This window comes from Bremerella sp. TYQ1, assembly GCF_020150455.1.
In the GTDB taxonomy this organism is placed as follows: Bacteria; Planctomycetota; Planctomycetia; order Pirellulales; family Pirellulaceae; genus Bremerella; species Bremerella volcania_A.
In genome coordinates, this window is sequence record NZ_CP083740.1 from 3,543,278 (window position 1) to 3,559,856 (window position 16,579).

Annotated in this window: 16 protein-coding genes; 8 read left to right on the forward strand and 8 right to left on the reverse strand. The window is 54.7% G+C overall.

What is annotated here, in order from left to right:
• Positions 1 to 120: 120 nt before the first annotated feature.
• From LA756_RS14015 to LA756_RS14025, 3 genes are all read left to right on the forward strand, one after another.
• On the forward strand, positions 121 to 1,425 hold the full coding sequence (locus tag LA756_RS14015; protein WP_224435352.1) for an aminopeptidase P family protein: 1,305 nt from the start codon (positions 121 to 123) through the stop codon (positions 1,423 to 1,425).
• Entirely contained in the window at positions 1,422 to 2,207 is a 786-nt protein-coding gene (locus tag LA756_RS14020; RefSeq protein WP_224435353.1) for a hypothetical protein, read from the forward strand. The genes LA756_RS14015 and LA756_RS14020 overlap by 4 nt, the downstream gene beginning before the upstream one ends.
• A 160-nt stretch (positions 2,208 to 2,367) precedes the next feature.
• On the forward strand, positions 2,368 to 3,441 hold the full coding sequence (locus LA756_RS14025) for a sialate O-acetylesterase (protein ID WP_224435354.1): 1,074 nt from the start codon (positions 2,368 to 2,370) through the stop codon (positions 3,439 to 3,441).
• A gap of 35 nt (positions 3,442 to 3,476) precedes the next feature.
• Here the strand turns inward: LA756_RS14025 and LA756_RS14030 are convergent, their stop codons facing one another.
• A complete protein-coding gene (locus LA756_RS14030) occupies positions 3,477 to 4,646 on the reverse strand; it encodes a DNA-binding transcriptional regulator (protein ID WP_224435355.1) in 1,170 nt (389 codons plus the stop codon).
• A 450-nt stretch (positions 4,647 to 5,096) separates the two neighbouring features.
• Between LA756_RS14030 and LA756_RS14035 the strand changes: the two genes are divergently transcribed.
• The 3 genes from LA756_RS14035 (at position 5,097) to LA756_RS14045 (ending at position 8,696) form a co-directional block, all read left to right on the forward strand.
• Positions 5,097 to 6,101, forward strand: a complete 1,005-nt coding sequence (locus tag LA756_RS14035) for a DUF1559 domain-containing protein (protein ID WP_224435356.1) — start codon at positions 5,097 to 5,099, stop codon at positions 6,099 to 6,101.
• 87 nt (positions 6,102 to 6,188) lie between these two features.
• Positions 6,189 to 6,665, forward strand: a complete 477-nt coding sequence (locus tag LA756_RS14040) for a carboxypeptidase-like regulatory domain-containing protein (protein WP_224435357.1) — start codon at positions 6,189 to 6,191, stop codon at positions 6,663 to 6,665.
• A gap of 99 nt (positions 6,666 to 6,764) precedes the next feature.
• Positions 6,765 to 8,696 (forward strand): glycoside hydrolase family 97 protein, encoded by a 1,932-nt coding sequence (locus tag LA756_RS14045; RefSeq protein ID WP_224435358.1) that lies wholly within the window; start codon positions 6,765 to 6,767, stop codon positions 8,694 to 8,696.
• Positions 8,697 to 8,725: 29 nt separating this feature from the next.
• Here the strand turns inward: LA756_RS14045 and LA756_RS14050 are convergent, their stop codons facing one another.
• Genes LA756_RS14050 through LA756_RS14080 form a run of 7 tightly spaced genes read right to left on the reverse strand, consistent with a single transcriptional unit; the run spans position 8,726 to position 14,873 of the window.
• Complete coding sequence (locus LA756_RS14050) at positions 8,726 to 9,976, reverse strand: hypothetical protein (RefSeq protein WP_224435359.1); 1,251 nt, start codon at positions 9,974 to 9,976, stop codon at positions 8,726 to 8,728.
• Positions 9,973 to 10,548: a tetratricopeptide repeat protein gene (locus LA756_RS14055; protein ID WP_224435360.1), complete on the reverse strand. Its 576-nt coding sequence runs from the start codon at positions 10,546 to 10,548 to the stop codon at positions 9,973 to 9,975. The genes LA756_RS14050 and LA756_RS14055 overlap by 4 nt, the downstream gene beginning before the upstream one ends.
• A complete protein-coding gene (locus tag LA756_RS14060; protein ID WP_224435361.1) occupies positions 10,545 to 11,480 on the reverse strand; it encodes a VWA domain-containing protein in 936 nt (311 codons plus the stop codon). Before LA756_RS14060 ends, LA756_RS14055 begins: the two co-directional genes overlap by 4 nt.
• The gene (locus LA756_RS14065) at positions 11,477 to 12,514 is read right to left on the reverse strand and encodes a VWA domain-containing protein (RefSeq protein ID WP_224435362.1); all 1,038 of its coding nucleotides are present in this window, start codon (positions 12,512 to 12,514) and stop codon (positions 11,477 to 11,479) included. The genes LA756_RS14060 and LA756_RS14065 overlap by 4 nt, the downstream gene beginning before the upstream one ends.
• Before the next feature lie 4 nt (positions 12,515 to 12,518).
• On the reverse strand, positions 12,519 to 12,986 hold the full coding sequence (locus LA756_RS14070) for a DUF4381 domain-containing protein (protein ID WP_224435363.1): 468 nt from the start codon (positions 12,984 to 12,986) through the stop codon (positions 12,519 to 12,521).
• 9 nt (positions 12,987 to 12,995) lie between these two features.
• Positions 12,996 to 13,904 (reverse strand): DUF58 domain-containing protein, encoded by a 909-nt coding sequence (locus LA756_RS14075; protein WP_224435364.1) that lies wholly within the window; start codon positions 13,902 to 13,904, stop codon positions 12,996 to 12,998.
• A 9-nt stretch (positions 13,905 to 13,913) separates the two neighbouring features.
• Positions 13,914 to 14,873 (reverse strand): MoxR family ATPase, encoded by a 960-nt coding sequence (locus LA756_RS14080; RefSeq protein ID WP_224440388.1) that lies wholly within the window; start codon positions 14,871 to 14,873, stop codon positions 13,914 to 13,916.
• A gap of 394 nt (positions 14,874 to 15,267) precedes the next feature.
• Between LA756_RS14080 and LA756_RS14085 the strand changes: the two genes are divergently transcribed.
• Positions 15,268 to 15,603, forward strand: coding sequence for a hypothetical protein (locus LA756_RS14085; protein WP_224435365.1), 336 nt, complete (start codon positions 15,268 to 15,270; stop codon positions 15,601 to 15,603).
• Between the two features lie 199 nt (positions 15,604 to 15,802).
• Positions 15,803 to 16,579 (forward strand): hypothetical protein, encoded by a 777-nt coding sequence (locus LA756_RS14090; protein WP_224435366.1) that lies wholly within the window; start codon positions 15,803 to 15,805, stop codon positions 16,577 to 16,579.

Genomic DNA, 16,579 nt, shown 5'->3' on the forward strand with positions numbered 1-16,579 from the left:
TGCCTGACAGAGACTAGATTGTGCGCAATTTGGTAGAATTGTCTCTTTCAATTTCCAAGAGCCTCGTCTCATCCCCTATTAAAATTGAAGCTCGTAATCCCATTCAAGGAATAAGACTCGATGCGACATCGTCCTCTCAACGCGGAACTATTTGTCGAAAACCGCGCCAACTTGACGAAGCTGCTTCCTAAGAATTCCGTTGCCGTGCTGCACGCCAACGACGTGTTGCCAACCAACGCCGATGGCAGCCTGAAGATTCTTCCCAATGCCGATCTGTTTTACCTGTCGGGGATTGAACAGGAAGAATCGATCCTGCTGCTGTTTCCCGATGCGTACGAACCGCGCCATCGAGAGATCCTCTTCCTGCGCGAACCAACCGAGCTGATGCAGATCTGGGAAGGCAACAAGCTAACGCAGGAACAAGCGACCGAAGTCTCCGGCATCCCTACGATTAAGTGGCTGAAAGACTTCCCTCAAGTCTTCCGCGATTGCATGCTCAGCGCCGAGCAAGTCTTCTTGAATCGAAACGAACATCGCCGAGCGGCTGCCGTCGTCGAGACACGTGACGACCGCTTCGTTACGCAGTGCATGAAAGACTTCCCGCTGCATACCTATCGACGACTGGCCCCCCTGCTCCACCAACTGCGACCAGTCAAATCGAAGTGGGAAATTGACTTGATCAAGGAAGCCGTCGGGATCACCAAGGGAAGCTTCGAGCGTCTGTTGAAGTTCGTTAAGCCAGGCGTCACGGAATATGAAGTGGAAGCGGAATTAGCTCACGAGTTCATTCGCAACCGCGGAGCGTTCGCCTACACGCCGATCATTGCCTCTGGCAAGAATGCGTGCGGCTTGCACTACATCGACAACGATCAGATTTGCAACGATGGCGACATGCTGCTGCTGGATGTGGGTTCGAACTATGCGAACTATAACTCCGACATGACACGCACCATTCCCGTTAATGGCAAGTTCGCCCAGCGTCAGCGCGACGTGTACGAAGCAGTGCTCCGTGTCATGAAAGCGTCGATCGAAGGAGCGGTCGTCGGCAAAGCACATCGCGATTGGCAATACGAATCGCAGCAGCACATGGATCAAGAGCTGTTAGGCCTGGGGCTTCTGACCAAGGAAGAAGTGGAACAAAGCACCCGCGAAAAACCGGCCTGCAAGAAGTACTTCATGCATGGTCTCGGCCATCCGATTGGCTTGGACGTGCATGATGTGGCCCCTGTCGATGCGCCGTTCGCGCCTGGCTGGGTGTTGACCGTCGAACCAGGTATTTACTTGCCCGAAGAAGGTTTCGCGGTTCGCTTGGAGAACGATATTCTGGTCACCGAAGATGGCCCGATCGATTTGATGAAAGACATCCCGATCGAAGCGGACGATATTGAGTCTTTGATGGCAGAAGCCGAGAAAGCAAGGAAATGAACCTGTCGAGTATCTTGCGTTGTCTGATCGTCTTTATCGTAGCTTGGCACGTTTCGCCCCTTTCGGCGGCCGAATCGACCGAAGCAAATTACGAACCGACTACCCACTATGACGATCGCGAGATACTCGGTTGGAAGATCAAACTGAATCGCCGGCTTGTTAAGGACGAGCCGGCGCTTTGCCGCGAGGTTTTGCGAGAGATCGAATCGCAACTCTACCAGATTACCCGGGTCGTTCCGGACGAAGCCCTCGCGAAGCTGAAGAAGATTACGATCTGGGTGGAACTGTTCGAGAAAAACCATCCCTGTGCCGCCTATCATCCCGATGCAAAATGGCTGGTCGAACATGATCTCAACCCCGACAAGCATCGCTGCGTCGAGCTTGCCAATGCCCACAACTTCGTACGATGGAGTCTGGATCAGCCCTGGATGATTCTGCACGAGCTCGCCCATGGCTATCATCATCAGTTTCTGGAAAACGGATTCCGAAATGCCGCGGTCCGCAAAACATTCGAGGCCGCCACGTCCGATGATCGTTATGGCCCAGTGAGTCATATCAACGGTGCGGAGCGAGAGCATTACGCGGCAACAAATCCGATGGAATATTTCGCGGAAACCTCGGAAGCTTTTTTCGGCACCAACGATTTTTTCCCGTACGTTCGTGCGGAGCTGAAGACCTACGATCCGGCCGGTTACGAAATGGCCGAGAAGTGCTGGGGCGGTCGATCCAGTTCGCGTCCCCAACCACAGAAGTCCGCCGAGAAAACTTCCGCCCAACCATAAACGTCGCCGCGCCGCTGGGCTACCGCGAGTCGTCCTGATTGATCTGCCGCGTATTAAGGACGGTTCGAGTTCCCTGGCGTCTCAAACCGTTTCCCGCTAACACCTCCCTTCGTTTTTTCTCATCCCGCACGTCCCACGTCCTGTTGGAAAGAACCGTCTCATGCGAACCTCATTACTGCTTCTTGCTGTGACCTGTTTCGGGCTGATCGGCACTTCGTCGGCGGCTGCTGGCGAGACCTACCAGGTGTTTATCTTGGCGGGTCAATCGAACATGGAAGGCAAAGCGAGCAATGCATTGTTCGAGCACCAAGCTAACGCCGAAGCGACAAAATCGTTTTTCGCTCCGTTCCGCGAGGACGGCCAATGGATCGAACGCGACGACGTGTTCATCAAGTTTCTGCAGCGGCATGGGCCGCTGACGTTGGGTTATGGTTCGCGGGACAAGACTGGCCTCGAACTTGGCTTCGGCAGCATCATGGGCGACTATTATGACGAGCCCGTGCTGCTGATCAAAACCGCATGGGGCGGCCATTCGCTGTACCAGAAATTTCGTCCACCGAGCGCCGGCCTGCCGAGCGAGGAAGTGCTGCAGGAAGAACTTGCCCGTCTTCAGGAACGAACTCGAAAAAACAACGAAAAACGCAACCGCCAAGACCCGCTGCCGACGCTGGACGATGTTAAGTCAGAGTATGGCGTCTCGTACCGAGCCATGATGAACGAAGTCGAATCGACGCTCAACGATGCGGATCAGTTGTTCCCGCAACTCCAGGGGAAAACGCCTCAGATCGCTGGTTTCGTTTGGTTCCAAGGCTTCAACGACATGTTCGGTGATTACGCGCCGGCCGAATACGAGCAAAACCTCAAGCTGCTCATCGGCGATATCCGCAAGGAATGGAATGCACCGCAGCTGCCGGTCGTCATCGGAGCGTTAGGGCAAAACGGTTCGAGCCCTCCGGCCGAGAACATGAAGAAGATCCAAGACGCTCAGTTAGCAATGAATTCCATTCCAGAATTCGCCGGCAACGTGAAGTCGATTCGTACCGATCTATTGGTCGACAAAACGGCTGAAGCGAAGTTCCCCAACTGGAAAGATCACGTCGAGGAGTGGAAGCTGGTCGGGTCGGATCGGCCTTATCACTATCTCGGCAGTGCCATCTGGTTCACGCGCATCGGCAACGAGATGGCACGAACCATGATCGAGCTGAAGCAACCGTCCGGCAGCGACGCCCCGTAGCGATTGTGCACCGTTTGAATCACGCAGTATTGAAGTCAGTTCGTGTGGTATTGATTGCGGAACTCTCCCGGCGTTTTCCCGGTAATCCGCTTGAATGCCACTGCGAACTTAGCTGCCGAGGAATAGGCGACGTGATTGGCAATCGCGAGCAACTTCCGATCCGTTTCGCGTAATAGCAGCTTGGCGCGTTCGATCCGCACACGATCGATCTCCGCTTTCGCATTGCGCCCGATCGCTTTCTTCAAACGCCGCTCCAGGGAGGAACGGCTCAGGCGAAACTCTTGGCAAAGCATCTCGACATTCAAGCCATCGCACGCATGCCGCCCGATGTAGTTGAGGATGCCGGCGATCTCTCGATCGGCAATCGCCACCATGTCGGACGAAGCACGCACGACGACCCCTTTCGGCTTTACGAAGGTTTTCTCGTCGACGCGGTTTCCATTCATCAGTTCCGCTAGATACGTTGCCCCAGTAAAACCAATGCGGTGCGTGTCTGGCTCGATACTGCTCATCGAAGGTATCGTGAGATCGCAAATGTCGCTGTCGTTATCGACCCCGACAAGTGCCAGCTGCTCGGGAACGGCGATACCAATTTCGGCACATGCCCGAAGCACCTGACGTCCGCGAACGTCGTTACAAGCGAACACCCCACACGGCGTCGGCAGCGTCTTCAACCACTTGATCAACTCGGTGTCATCACCTTCGGCCGAGAGTTCTCGCGAGATGCCAGAGAACTGATTCGCAGGACTGTCGAAGTGATACGCACGACACCCTTTCTCCGCCGCGATCTCGCGAAATGCGCTTCCTCGGGCATCGGAAAAGTCGACGCCACCATAGCCACAAAAAGCGATGTCACGCAGTCCGCGTTCGCAGAAATGTTCCGCCGCTTGCAGTGCGCATGCATAAGGGTCGGTATCTAACGAAACGCCGTGACGCGGAACGTATGAACCGCGCAGATCGACCGTTGGCAGTTCCAATGCGTCGACCTCGCGAGAAATGTCGGCCATCTCGGACCGCGAGATAATTCCGTCGAGCTTCCAGTCGCGAATGCCGCGGGGAAGCGGTTCGTTCATCGTGCGTTCGACATGGATGACTTGCCAGTTCCCATAAATTCGGCAGTAGTCGGCCACGCCACGCAGACATCCACGACCATACCCACGAGACGACTCGATCAACAGCAGAACCGTCAGCTTGCGATGGAGCATGCGGAGGGGCCTTTCCTAGTTCCTTTGGGCCAATTGATTGAGCGAAGTCATTTTCCCATTTTCGTCAACGATTTCCCCATTTTCGTCACCCTGAATTTGGATTTTAATCTCTCCCTATTCGAGGTGGGAAACATTTTACAAAGCCAGAGCAACCGACCTCAATTGAGATCGTTGCGACTTAAAGGCGTTAAAACAAACAAGTTGCGAATACCGCCTGAGCTTCGAACGTCAGAACGGTTTGTAATATACCGCTTTCCACAGAAGCATTTTTCCAACCAAACCCTTCGCAAGTACGTAATTTTCAATTTCTATGTTTTATTTGCCGCCTCAATAAGCTGCTTCTATACTCCACTGAGTGCCAGTAGACGAATGAATGTTTCCGTTTTTCGTCATCCCCTTTTCGCCTCTATTTTGAATTCATCCTTCCCTTCTCTCACATCGGATCTTGTTATGAAAAAGACTGGGTTTACCCTCGTCGAGCTTCTTGTGGTGATCGCCATCATTGGTGTTCTAATCGCTTTGTTACTTCCCGCCGTGCAACAAGCACGTGAAGCGGCTCGGCGTATGAGCTGCTCGAACAATCTCAAACAACTCGGCCTGGCGACGCACAACTATCACGACACGTACCTGGCGTTGCCTCCCCGACAAGGCGGACCTGATTGGTCTGGCAACAACAGTCACCCACGCTGGAGCGGGTTTGTCAGCTTGCTTCCCTTCATTGAAGCGAGTTCGCGATACGACCAGATTGAATCGACTCGCAACCACGTTTGGCACAACAACACGAACTCCGGCTACGTCGGTCAGATCGATGCGTTCATCTGTCCTTCCGACGGTTTGTTCTCGCCGACCGGTCCTGACCGAAACGGGGAATACTCGCCACTGAATTACGGTCTTTCGATGGGAGACAACTGCAACGTCAACTTCGATGCCTCGCAGGCCGATCAGAACATGCGCGGTATTTTCGGATATCTCTCGTTCACGCGTTTCCGCGACATCACCGACGGCTTGAGCAATACGATGATGATGTCTGAAATTATCGTCGCCCCTTCCGGAGAACAACTGGGTCGAGCCGTCGCAAGTTCGTCGAACAACCCATTGGCATGCCGAGCTCACTTGACGCGCAATGAATACACGTCCGGCACCATGATTGCCCAGTATCGTTGCCATGGACAACGCTGGCAGGATGGTCGCCCTGGCTATTGTGCGGTCACGACCATCCTTCCCCCCAACAGCGCAACGTGCAGCACGCAGGCCAGCGCAGGGATTTATACGCCTGCCAGCCGTCACCCAGGCGGCGTGCTTTCGTTGTTCGCGGATGGCTCCGTTCGATTCGTCCCGGAAACGATCGATACCGGCAACTTGTCTCTTACGCCGCCCATTTCCGGCATAAGCCCTTACGGCGTTTGGGGAGCGATTGGCTCGAAGAGTGGTGGAGAAACCAACACGACTCTCTAGTTTTGCTGCGTCTCTATTCATTGCTTCGAGCAGGCAACCTCTTCCTGCTCGAAGCATTTGGCTCTTCTCTTCTGAAAGACATCTGCCATGCAATCTCGCGCGTTTTCGTTGATGGCTCTGTTGGTATTTACTGCAATCGCCTCCATATCGGCTGGGTGCTCGAAAAAGCAAGACAAATGGACACAAGGACGTCCGCCCGTTTATCCTGCCGCCGGCCAGGTACTGCTCGACGGCGAACCGGTCGCTGAAGCAACGGTGACATTTCAGCCGGTCGATCCCAATGGCAAAGGGGGCTCGGCAATTACCGATTCAAACGGTTTCTTTGAAGCTCAGACATTCGAGCCTGCCGACGGACTGACCGAAGGCTCGCACTTAGTCGCGATCCGCAAAACGAAGTTGATTGACCGCAACGGCAATGAAGTCGAAGTGGTTCGCGAGCCTGGGGGAATTCGAGAAAAGGACTTTCTGCCCAAGAAGTATGCTCAGTTCGACAAGTCCGGCCTGCAAGTGGAAGTCGCCGCGCAGAACGAAAATGATTTAGGAAAGTTCGAGCTGAAGAATTAACGTTTGGCTTTGTTTCATTCGCACGAACGCACGAAGCAAGTTATCCTTGATACGTTCGTGCCAGCCCCGCCTACTGCTTTCAACAACAGGACTCGCCGCATGCCTCGTATGCAAGTACTAACGCCCAACGTCTCGCTGCCCCGATATCTTGTCGCGGCAGTCACCCTTTGCCTGGCAATTCCTTCGGCGCTGCTGGCGCATGAAGTGAAATCGCCGGACGGTCGCATCACCGTGGCCCTCGACGTCCAGGAAGATGGCGAACGCCAACAGCTTAACTACCAAGTCTCTGTCGAGGATGAAGTTGTAATCGCCGACTCGACGATCACTTTTACACGAAACGATGGCGTTGTGATTGGCGACCATCTTCGCTTTGAGTCGAAGAGTGAACCGACGAGCCACGACGAAACCTGGAAGCCTGTCTATGGCGAACGCTCTCAGATTCGCGATCATTACCAGGCCCAGACATTTCAGTTTGCCGACACCGCCGCGAACTGCTCGATGGCGGTTGAAGTTCGCTGCTACGATTCTGGCATTGCATTCCGTACGACGCTGACAAGTGCTGACGGAAAGGAAATTGCAATCAAGAAGGAAGACAGCGAATTTGCTTTCCCCAAGGATGCCCCTGCCTGGCGAACGACCAGCGCCCAAGGGGTGTACGATGAGGTACCGCTAAGCGAACTGGGTAGCAATGTCGAACGACCATTGACGGTGAAGCTGAACGACAACCGTTACGTTGCCGTCGCAGAAGCCGAGTTGGTTGACTACGCCGCAATGCGACTTCGCTCGACCGAAAATGGCCAGCCAACGATCGTGAGCCAACTTCGCGGAGAAGTCACTTCCGCTTCGCCTATGACGACTCCTTGGCGCGTGGTGATGATCGGCGATAGCCCTGGCGATTTGCTGGAGCACAACGACATTATCCTGAACTTGAACGAACCATGTGCGATTGCTGACACCTCGTGGATCAAGCCAGGCAAAGTGATTCGTGAAGTTAGCCTGACTTCCAAGGGAGCGAAGGCTTGTATCGACTTCGCGGTCGAAAACAACTTTCAGTACGTTGAATTCGATGCAGGCTGGTACGGCCATGAATATGACGACGCCTCGGACGCTACGACCGTGACGCTAGACCCTAAACGTTCGGCAGGTCCGCTCGACTTGCAAGGGATGGTGAAGTATGCCCGAGACCGTGACATCGGGATCATTGTTTATGTGAATCGCCGAGCGCTCGAAAAACAGCTGGACGAGATTTTGCCTCTGTATAAGAAGTGGGGCATCGCCGGCGTGAAGTATGGTTTTGTGAATACCGGTTCGCAGGAATGGACTTCCTGGCTGCACGACGCGGTTCGCAAAGCGGCCGATCATCAGCTGATGGTCGATATCCATGACGAGTATCGTCCGGTCGGATATTCACGCACGTATCCTAACTTGATGACGCAAGAAGGCGTGCGTGGCGATGAAGCAACGCCCCCGACAAGCTTGGCCGTGACGACATTGTTCACACGAAACCTGGCAGGCGCGGCTGACCATACGATTTGCTATTTCGATACACGCGTCGATAAGAACTGGTCGCACGGTCAGCAATTGGCCAAAGCGATCTGCACCTATTCGCCGTGGCAGTTTATCTATTGGTACGACGCGCCAGCAACTTCCGGCCAAGATCCTCGGAAGTCGCGGAACCGCATCTTTGATTCGCCAGAGCTTGAGCTCTTCAAAGAAGTACCAACGGTCTGGGATGAAACTCGCGTCATCTCCGGAGAAATCGGCGAGTACGCGGTGATCGCCCGCCGCAGCGGCAAAGAGTGGTTCGTCGGTGCGATCAACGCGAACGAAACGCGCACGTTCAGCTTGCCGCTTGGTTTCCTCTCTGCTGGACAATCTTATCAAGCCCGACGTTACCAGGACGATCCGACCATGGATACCAAAACCAAAGTCCGTGTCGTGACATCCGAGGTGGACTCTGAGGATGAGTTCGAGCTGAAGCTGTCGGCCAACCAAGGCGAAGCGATCTGGCTTTCACCAGCTGGCAAGTAAACGTCTCGCGAGAGCTTGATTCGCGAACATCAAACATTCATCGGCGGCAGCGCGTTCTCGTGTTGCCGCCGTTTTTGTTTGCCCTCGGTCAACTGCAAACGAAACGCACGGCTCAATGCTTCGCCACTCCAATCGCTGGATGAACCGTTGCCGTAACGCGCGGCGTGAAGTTCGTGAACCGCCGCGGCAAGATCAGACGAAGGGGTAAAACTGGCTTCCTGAAGGTTCTGCCACTCGGCCCAGGCATGCTCCGCCTCGACGAGATCGTTTCGTTGACAAGCACGCAGCAGCTTCTTCGCGGCGACTTTGTGCGGTGGATAGACCACGGCGTGCAGTTTTCGATAGCGATCGAACAACCATTCACGTTGCCAGAACAAAATGCCCACTGTGCCGAGAAGCAGCAGCAAGAGAGCCATCCATCGCCACCCATTCTCGCTTGCTGGCGATCCGGCCGTGGTCGTTTGCTGGACAGCTTCCACCTCGAAAGTTGCTGCCGGCAATGTCTTCTTACCGAACTGCTTTTTATCAGGGTCCCACCAGGTGTAAGTCGACTCAGGTATGATCACCGTGCCGGGCTGGTCGAAGCGATACTTCAACGTATCGATCCTCTGCCCGACTAAATCGCCACGATCGGTTTTATCGTGAACGCTTGGCGAGCTCGGGTAGAGACTCACACTGCTGGGGGCATTTTCCATAGGCGGAGCCAAGGCCATCCCTGTCATGTTTTTCGCAGTCTGAGTAATCGTTCGCGCGACGATATCCCCTTGCTTGAACTTTCCTGGCTGCGGCTTCCAGGTTTCCGCAATCTCAAGTTGATTGGTCGATACGATGAATTGATCGCTCGGTCGGCCGGGCGGGTCTTCTACGACAACGGTGACTTCGGGAACCTGATGTTCTTCGTCTTGAACGGGACCAGTAAAGCCTTCATGGTGACTGAATCGCACAGGAAACGCGGGAATGGTCAGCGTTCCGGCGGCCTGCGAGAAGATGGCGAACGTATGCGACTGAGCAAACCATGTTTCGTCGTCATGCTGTTCGGAGGAAACGGTCGGGCTCCCAATCTTCACAATCACCGTTTGAGGAATTTGCGGCATCGAAAAGCTGGGAGCGCCTTCGAACGATCCTTTCGCACGAAGCACCACGCGAAAAGGGATACGTTGTCCAACCCAAGCTTTGTCGACGGCAATATTGGCTTCCACCGGCTGCAAGTCCTCCGCGGAAACATACGCCGCCGAAAGCCATATCGACAATAGGCCAAGCCAACGAAGACTCACCATCATGGACTCTCCGGTTGTTGGGCAGATTGGTACGAGAACTTGGCTTTCAAAAAGTCGGCCGGATTGGTTTGAACCTGACGTAACCAAATCGCTTGTACAGCCGAATCGGAGGTCGCTTTGTCGCCGCTGACGTCGGTATCTTGGCCTCCTTCTTTCTTTTTGTCGAAGACAATTTTGTCCGCGCCTTCCTGTTGATCGCCAAGATCGCCCCCTTCTCGTTTGATTTTATCGGCACGTACTTTAGCAATGGCCATGTTCTCTTGGGCTTCCTTCCAATCTGGCCGAAGCTCTAAGGCTTTCTCGTAACTGGCAATCGCCAAGTCGTACTTGCCGCGGAAAAGCCACGCGTTGCCGGCATTGAACTTCGCGATATCGGACGAACTGCGTGAAAACTCTTGAGCTGCTTGTTCGAATTCGCCATCGCGATACAGAGCCGCCCCTTTCCACATCGAGTCTTCAAACGACTTCGCGGCTTCCGCAAATTCGCCTCGGTCGAAGTAGTATTGCCCAAGTTGGTCGGGCGTGTACCACAAGCTGGTCCACGTCATCGCCAGCAGAAGGGTGATAGGTCTCATGAACGGCCTCCTTCGACGCGGGGCACTTTACGGCGAAAGGACAAAGCGATCAGCACGACAATGAAAGGAACGAACCAGTAACCTGCTTCCGACCATTGCCGATCGCTGCCGGTTACCGATGCAATTGACGACGACTCTGAAAAACGAACGATCGCTTCGATATCGGCATCATCCACTGCCAACGCACGGCAGGGTGCACGTAGTGACCGGGCCACCTTTTGAATGGAATTCCAATCGCTAGAATCTTCCTGCGTTGCTGCGAGGAACTGAACCGGCATTCCTGATAAATACTCTTCCGCCGATTCGATCTGCGATGGATCGTCAGAAACGGAATTGGTTATAACCAACAACGATGCGTTGAGATCATCGCCAAGGGCTTCTCTGGTTTGCTGAATGGCTAAGTCAAGTCGATTGCCAGGACGCGGCATGATCTCGGGGCTCACTTCAGCTGCCATCTGAGCGACGACCGACGTATCTTCCGTGGGGGGCAATACCAAGTGAGCTGATCCGGCGTAGACGACCAAGCCCAATGGCTGCCCCTTTCTCGCGTCGGCCAGGTCGGCAATCTTCAACTTCGCTTGATTCAGCGGCGACGTTTCTTGGTCGTCCGGTTCCATCGCTTTGTCGGCGTTCAACAAAATCATCAGCGGCGGAGCATCTTCCGCAAAGGGGCTCGGCTGCATACGGAACGTTGGTCCCGCGATGGCCAAGACCATAAGCGACACTACCACCAACGAACTCCATTTAAACACTCCCTCTGCGTTGCCTCGACGAAGCGTTAAAGCGGCAAGCAGGTCGGGATCGATCTGGCTGGCCCACCCTTGAAGTGGTCCGGTGCGTGTGATCCAAAGCCACCAAACGCCCCCGACAATCGGCAACAGCAAAAGAAAATAGGGCCGCAGAAAATGAAAGTTGGTCAGCAGTTCCATCATGACACCACCTCCAACTTTCCTGTTCGTGGATTGACGTGCACGCGGGCCTGGGCTTCAGGCTTCGGGCGTTTGGCAGCTTGTCCAAGCACTGTCCAAAGCTTGTCGGTCAGCCACAGTAAAAGTGCCGCCAACAAAAACCATTGGAACAAGTCGTGGCGTGGGCGATGGCTAACCGTGTTGACCTGATGCACTTCAATCTCGTCCAGCTTATCGTAGATCTTTCCTAACGACTGACGATCGGCGGCGAAGAAATAGGAACCGCCGGTTTCGTTGGCAACTTCTCGCAACGCTTGCTCGTCCAGCTTGTCTTCGCCCGCGGTGGTAGGGTCTCCGATCGCTACGGTGTAAATACGAATCTCTCGCTGAGCAGCAACCCGGGCCGCTTCGACGGGAGGAATCTGGCTTTTGGTATCGTTTCCGTCAGTCAATGCAATCATGGTTTTGGCCGGGGCTTCGCTGCTGTCGAACAAATTCACCCCCAGCCCGATGGCATCTCCCAAGGCCGTTCGTGGTCCCGCCATGCCGACTTGGCATTCGTTTACCAGTCGTTGGGCCAAAGTTAGGTCGGTCGAAAACGGAGCCTGAAGATATGCCGCGTCCCCAAAGACGACCAAACCAACACGATCCCCTTTTCGCTTGGCGACGAATTCATCGAGCACTTCTTTGACGGCCGACAAACGATCGACTTTCTCTCCCGTTGCGTTGGTAAAGTCTTTCTGATCCATCGAGCCAGAAAGATCGACGAGCAACAGCAAGTCGCGTGTCGGCAATTCCTTGACGATGGGCGGGTCGATCCACTGCGGTCGCGCCAATGCCAAAACGGCAAGCGCCCAGATCGCAATCGAGAAGAACGTAGAATGACTCCAAATTGCGGAGGCAGCAGCTCCATCGCCGGCGCCGAGAATGGTAGAAAGCCTTTGCCCGAAAGGCACTCGTACCGCTTCCGGTTCGACACGCCGAGGCGGCACCAGCCAATGCACCAACAGCGGTAGCGGCAGAATAAGTAGCAGCCAGGGGTAAAGGAACGACAGCATCGCGTTAACCTGACGGAGCCCTTTCCGCTGTCTGGTGCTGCTGAATCCACGCGGTTGCATACGCGCGGACAGGCTCGATGTTGGTTCCAGCTGAATTCGGTTGATACATCGCTTCAGCAAATGCCTGGCGAACGACCGTCGGCATCGGTTGGCTTGTCCTTTGCGTGAGCCAATCGGCCCAGTCGTTACCGATCAGATCGACCATTGTTTCTCGCGGCGTAAAAACCAATGCGGTTCTTCGCAAAATCTCGGAGATGGCGAAGATAGAATCGGCATGTTGCAGTTCTTGCAATGCGGCACGGCGATAAGCATTGGCCTGCCACTTTTGATAAACACGGAACATTGCCCAGCCGATCGCTACCAAGACGATAACAATCAGCACGTACCAACCAGGCGCCAACGGGAACCATGCCACATCAGGCGGCATGACGATGTCGTGCAAATTGTCGAGACTTCCAGGGTCGTCACTCATCGAATGCCTTTATCGCTGCCCCAACAGGGAACGTATCTGGTCCGCAACCGGAATCGCGGTCGAAATCGGAAGGACAGGAATTCGCAAGTTCTGAAACAGTTGCGTCCATTTATCGAGTTGCTGCTGAAACTCTTGCTGGAACCGATCGGTGAAGCTCTTCCCTGCGGGAATCTCCCAGACCGAACCACGATCGGCGGCCAACATGCCTGGGGTTCCGACAAGCGATGCCCCTAGCGGGTCGTAAATAGCCACGACTAACACATCGTTATGCGCGGCCAGCTGAGTCGACAATCGCTGCGTCTCTTCGTCCGCGCCGTCCAAATCACTGATCAAAACGACCATGTGGCTGTGGTTCACAAGATTGCATGCCCGACGCAGGACGTCGTTCAAAGAAATATCGCCCGTTGGAATTTCATGTCGCGCCAATTTATCGTTGAGCCGAACGGTTTCATGAAAAAGCTGCAGCACGCGTGAATGGCTGCGATGGGGACGGACCTCGGCGATCTCCGATTCGTTAAAGACCAGGCCACCGACACGATCGCCGGAATGCAACCCACGCCACGCCCCAAGCGCCATCACTTCGGCGGCGGCGACCGACTTCATCATGTGGCGGCTGCCGAAGAACATGGGACTTCGCTGATCGACGATAAAAAGAACAGGACGTTCGCGTTCTTCGGTATAGACACGTACCTGGGTCGAACGCAGTCGGGCCGTTGCTTTCCAGTCGATCGTCCGAACATCGTCACCTTCGTGGTAACGTCGCAGCTCCTCGAACGTCAAACCGCGACCTCGGATTCGCGAGGCGTGCCGTCCGGCGAGCAACGAAGACACCGGTTGCCGAGCCTGCAGCGAGAATCCGCGAGCCTTGGCTTTCAGCAAAAGCAAATCGTCCAACGTTACCTGAATGCGTGCTTTCATCTTTTCACGTTAGGCTGGCACCACCGTCTTTAACAGTTCGTTGATGACGTCGGTCCTCGTAATTCCGGCTGCTTCCGCTTCGTACGACAGATGCACTCGATGAGCCAGGCAAGCCGGCGCGACGGCACGAATATTCTCCGGAGAAACGAACTCTTGACCATGTAGCCATGCATGGGCTCTTGCTGCCGCGTCGAGAGCAAGCGTACCGCGGGGACTCGCTCCGATACGAATCCATTTGGCCAAGTCCCCCTTCAGCTTTTCTGGCCGGCGAGTCGCGAGCACTAAGTCGACGATGTAGCGGTCCGCAGGTTCAGAAACTTGAATGGCATGCACTTCCTTACGAGCGGCAAAGATCGACTCTTGCGACACTTTCTCTGACGCTTGCTGTTTGCTGCCTGATTTCTCGCCACGAACCAGACGCAATATCGACAATTCGTTGTCCCCTTCGGGATAGTCGACGCGGACATACATCATGAAGCGGTCCATCTGAGCTTCGGGAAGTGGATACGTTCCTTCCTGCTCGATGGGGTTTTGCGTGGCGAGCACCAGAAAAAGCTCTGGCAGGCGATGCGTCTCGGCAGCGACGGTGACTTGGCGTTCTTCCATGGCCTCGAGCAGTGCCGCTTGAACTTTGGCCGGGGCACGATTGATTTCGTCGGCCAAGACCAGGTTTCCAAAGATCGGGCCTGGTAAAAACTCGAACGTCCCTTTCTGCTCGCGATAGATTTCGGCCCCCGTCACGTCTGATGGCAATAAGTCAGGCGTGAATTGAATTCGGCTGAACGTGCTATCGACTAAATGCGACAAGGTTTTAATCGATCGGGTCTTGGCCGTGCCTGGCAAGCCTTCCATCAGGACATGTCCGTCGGCAATCAAAGCGATCACCAGACGTTCGACGACTTCGGCCTGACCGATGACCGCCTCGTTCAGCTGATTGGAAACTTGTTGTATTGATTCGCGTATATCCATCGAAATGCCAACTAAAGCGAAACGGTGCAGTAACTCGATCTTGAAGCGAACGGGGTGCGTCTGTAGATAGAGCACCACGCTCATTGAATCGGATTCCCCAGCGCCAGTAAAGCTATCACTGGAAAAACAGCCATTTGATGAACGTGACTTTCGCCGACGTGAAAGAGAGAAACGGTAATGGAAGTTTGCCCTGGAAGTCGATAAAAACCCCAGGGCCAATTTTAACGGTTTTAACCAATACAGCGTTATGACTCGAAGAATCACAACCATGCTTGCAGTAGCAGCAGTGACCCTGCACTGTCTACTGGGCTGTTGTGCCCATTGCATCCAAGCCTGCGGATGCCTTCAAGTCGCGGCTCAAAATTGTGAATGCCATCGTTGCGATGACGGCGAAATGACGCATCACGACCATCTCGAGCTTTGCTGTCAACCGGCCAGCAATATTCCAGCATTTCATGAGAACGCGTGCATCGCCCATGAGGCTCCGCTGCAAGATCAACAATGCCAGGGCTGCGGGCTGTCGAAGTTTCCATTCATTCAAAGCGAATCTTCGCTGACGGGACTGATTCACGACGCCCAGTTCGATGCCCCGCTACCGCTGTTTGTCGATACGTCGGCGGTTTGCCTGGCCGATTCGCTTTATCGGCCGCATCCGAAATTGCCCCAGCCGTCGCCGAAACCAAGCCCACACGTTCCGCTGCATCTATCCTTTTCCGTTCTCCTTCTTTAACGGACGCATGCGGATGCCATCGCGCGAAATCCGTTCGCCCAAGTCATTCGCCCCGAAATGGATCATTTAGCAAGCCTCGATCATCCCACGCTTGCGAATTCCTTATCACACACGATGTCACGACGCAGTGCGTGTTTCCAACTCGTAGTGCCGATCGTAGACACGAACAAGAACCATGAACGAATTTAAGGATCAACTCATGAAATTCCATCGCTATACGCTGCCGCTGCTGGCTTGTCTTTTCGCTTTCCCTGCCGCGACTGCGTTCGCTCAGTCGCCAGCGGCAACGCTGCAGCAAGCTCAGCAAGCCAATCAGTTCACCTGCCTGGTTTTCTATCGAGACAATTCGGCCCCAACGCATAAGATGCTGGAAGTCGTCCAGAAAAGCGTTACGGCCCATGCTCCGAATCTCACCATGGCGACGACCAGTCTCGCGACACCGGAAGGACAACAACTGGCCGAGCAGTTCAAAGTTTCCAGAGCTCCCATGCCCATGACCGTTGTCGTGGCACCTAACGGCGCGGTGACGGGACTGTTCGCGAAGCAAGTCGCTCCGCAAAACGTCGCCTCAGCCATTGTTCCGCCCGTCATGATGGAATGCATGAAGGAACTTCAGGAGCAAAAGCTGGTGTTTGTTTGCTTGACGAAGTCGGAACAAGCAGCCGTGCCTGCTGGAGTTCGCGCGCTGCAGCTCGATCCAATGTTCAAGGATCGCATGGCATTGATCGGCCTGAACGTCCAGGACACGACGGAAGCGAAACTGATGAACCAACTGAAAGTCGACGCCAATATGGTGAGCGGCCCCATGGCGGCGTTGATCGCCCCTCCTGGCGTTCTGGTGGGTCACTTCAATGCCACCGATTCGGCCGACCAAATTGCCGCGGCCATTCATAAAGCAGGCAAATGCTGCGATGACCCTAACTGCAAGCATGGCGCTTCGGCTCAAGCTTCGCAGTCGACCACGTCCCGCCGATAA

Coding starts and splice junctions, on each gene's coding strand:
- LA756_RS14015 (WP_224435352.1), top strand. CDS start 121: ATGCGACATCGTCCTCTCAACGCGGAACTATTTGTCGAAAACCGCGCC.
- LA756_RS14080 (WP_224440388.1), bottom strand. CDS start 14,873: ATGGATATACGCGAATCAATACAACAAGTTTCCAATCAGCTGAACGAG.
- LA756_RS14085 (WP_224435365.1), top strand. CDS start 15,268: ATGACGCATCACGACCATCTCGAGCTTTGCTGTCAACCGGCCAGCAAT.
- LA756_RS14030 (WP_224435355.1), bottom strand. CDS start 4,646: ATGCTCCATCGCAAGCTGACGGTTCTGCTGTTGATCGAGTCGTCTCGT.
- LA756_RS14055 (WP_224435360.1), bottom strand. CDS start 10,548: ATGAGACCTATCACCCTTCTGCTGGCGATGACGTGGACCAGCTTGTGG.
- LA756_RS14065 (WP_224435362.1), bottom strand. CDS start 12,514: ATGCTGTCGTTCCTTTACCCCTGGCTGCTACTTATTCTGCCGCTACCG.
- LA756_RS14045 (WP_224435358.1), top strand. CDS start 6,765: ATGCCTCGTATGCAAGTACTAACGCCCAACGTCTCGCTGCCCCGATAT.
- LA756_RS14090 (WP_224435366.1), top strand. CDS start 15,803: ATGAAATTCCATCGCTATACGCTGCCGCTGCTGGCTTGTCTTTTCGCT.
- LA756_RS14075 (WP_224435364.1), bottom strand. CDS start 13,904: ATGAAAGCACGCATTCAGGTAACGTTGGACGATTTGCTTTTGCTGAAA.
- LA756_RS14020 (WP_224435353.1), top strand. CDS start 1,422: ATGAACCTGTCGAGTATCTTGCGTTGTCTGATCGTCTTTATCGTAGCT.
- LA756_RS14025 (WP_224435354.1), top strand. CDS start 2,368: ATGCGAACCTCATTACTGCTTCTTGCTGTGACCTGTTTCGGGCTGATC.
- LA756_RS14050 (WP_224435359.1), bottom strand. CDS start 9,976: ATGATGGTGAGTCTTCGTTGGCTTGGCCTATTGTCGATATGGCTTTCG.
- LA756_RS14040 (WP_224435357.1), top strand. CDS start 6,189: ATGCAATCTCGCGCGTTTTCGTTGATGGCTCTGTTGGTATTTACTGCA.
- LA756_RS14060 (WP_224435361.1), bottom strand. CDS start 11,480: ATGATGGAACTGCTGACCAACTTTCATTTTCTGCGGCCCTATTTTCTT.
- LA756_RS14070 (WP_224435363.1), bottom strand. CDS start 12,986: ATGAGTGACGACCCTGGAAGTCTCGACAATTTGCACGACATCGTCATG.
- LA756_RS14035 (WP_224435356.1), top strand. CDS start 5,097: ATGAAAAAGACTGGGTTTACCCTCGTCGAGCTTCTTGTGGTGATCGCC.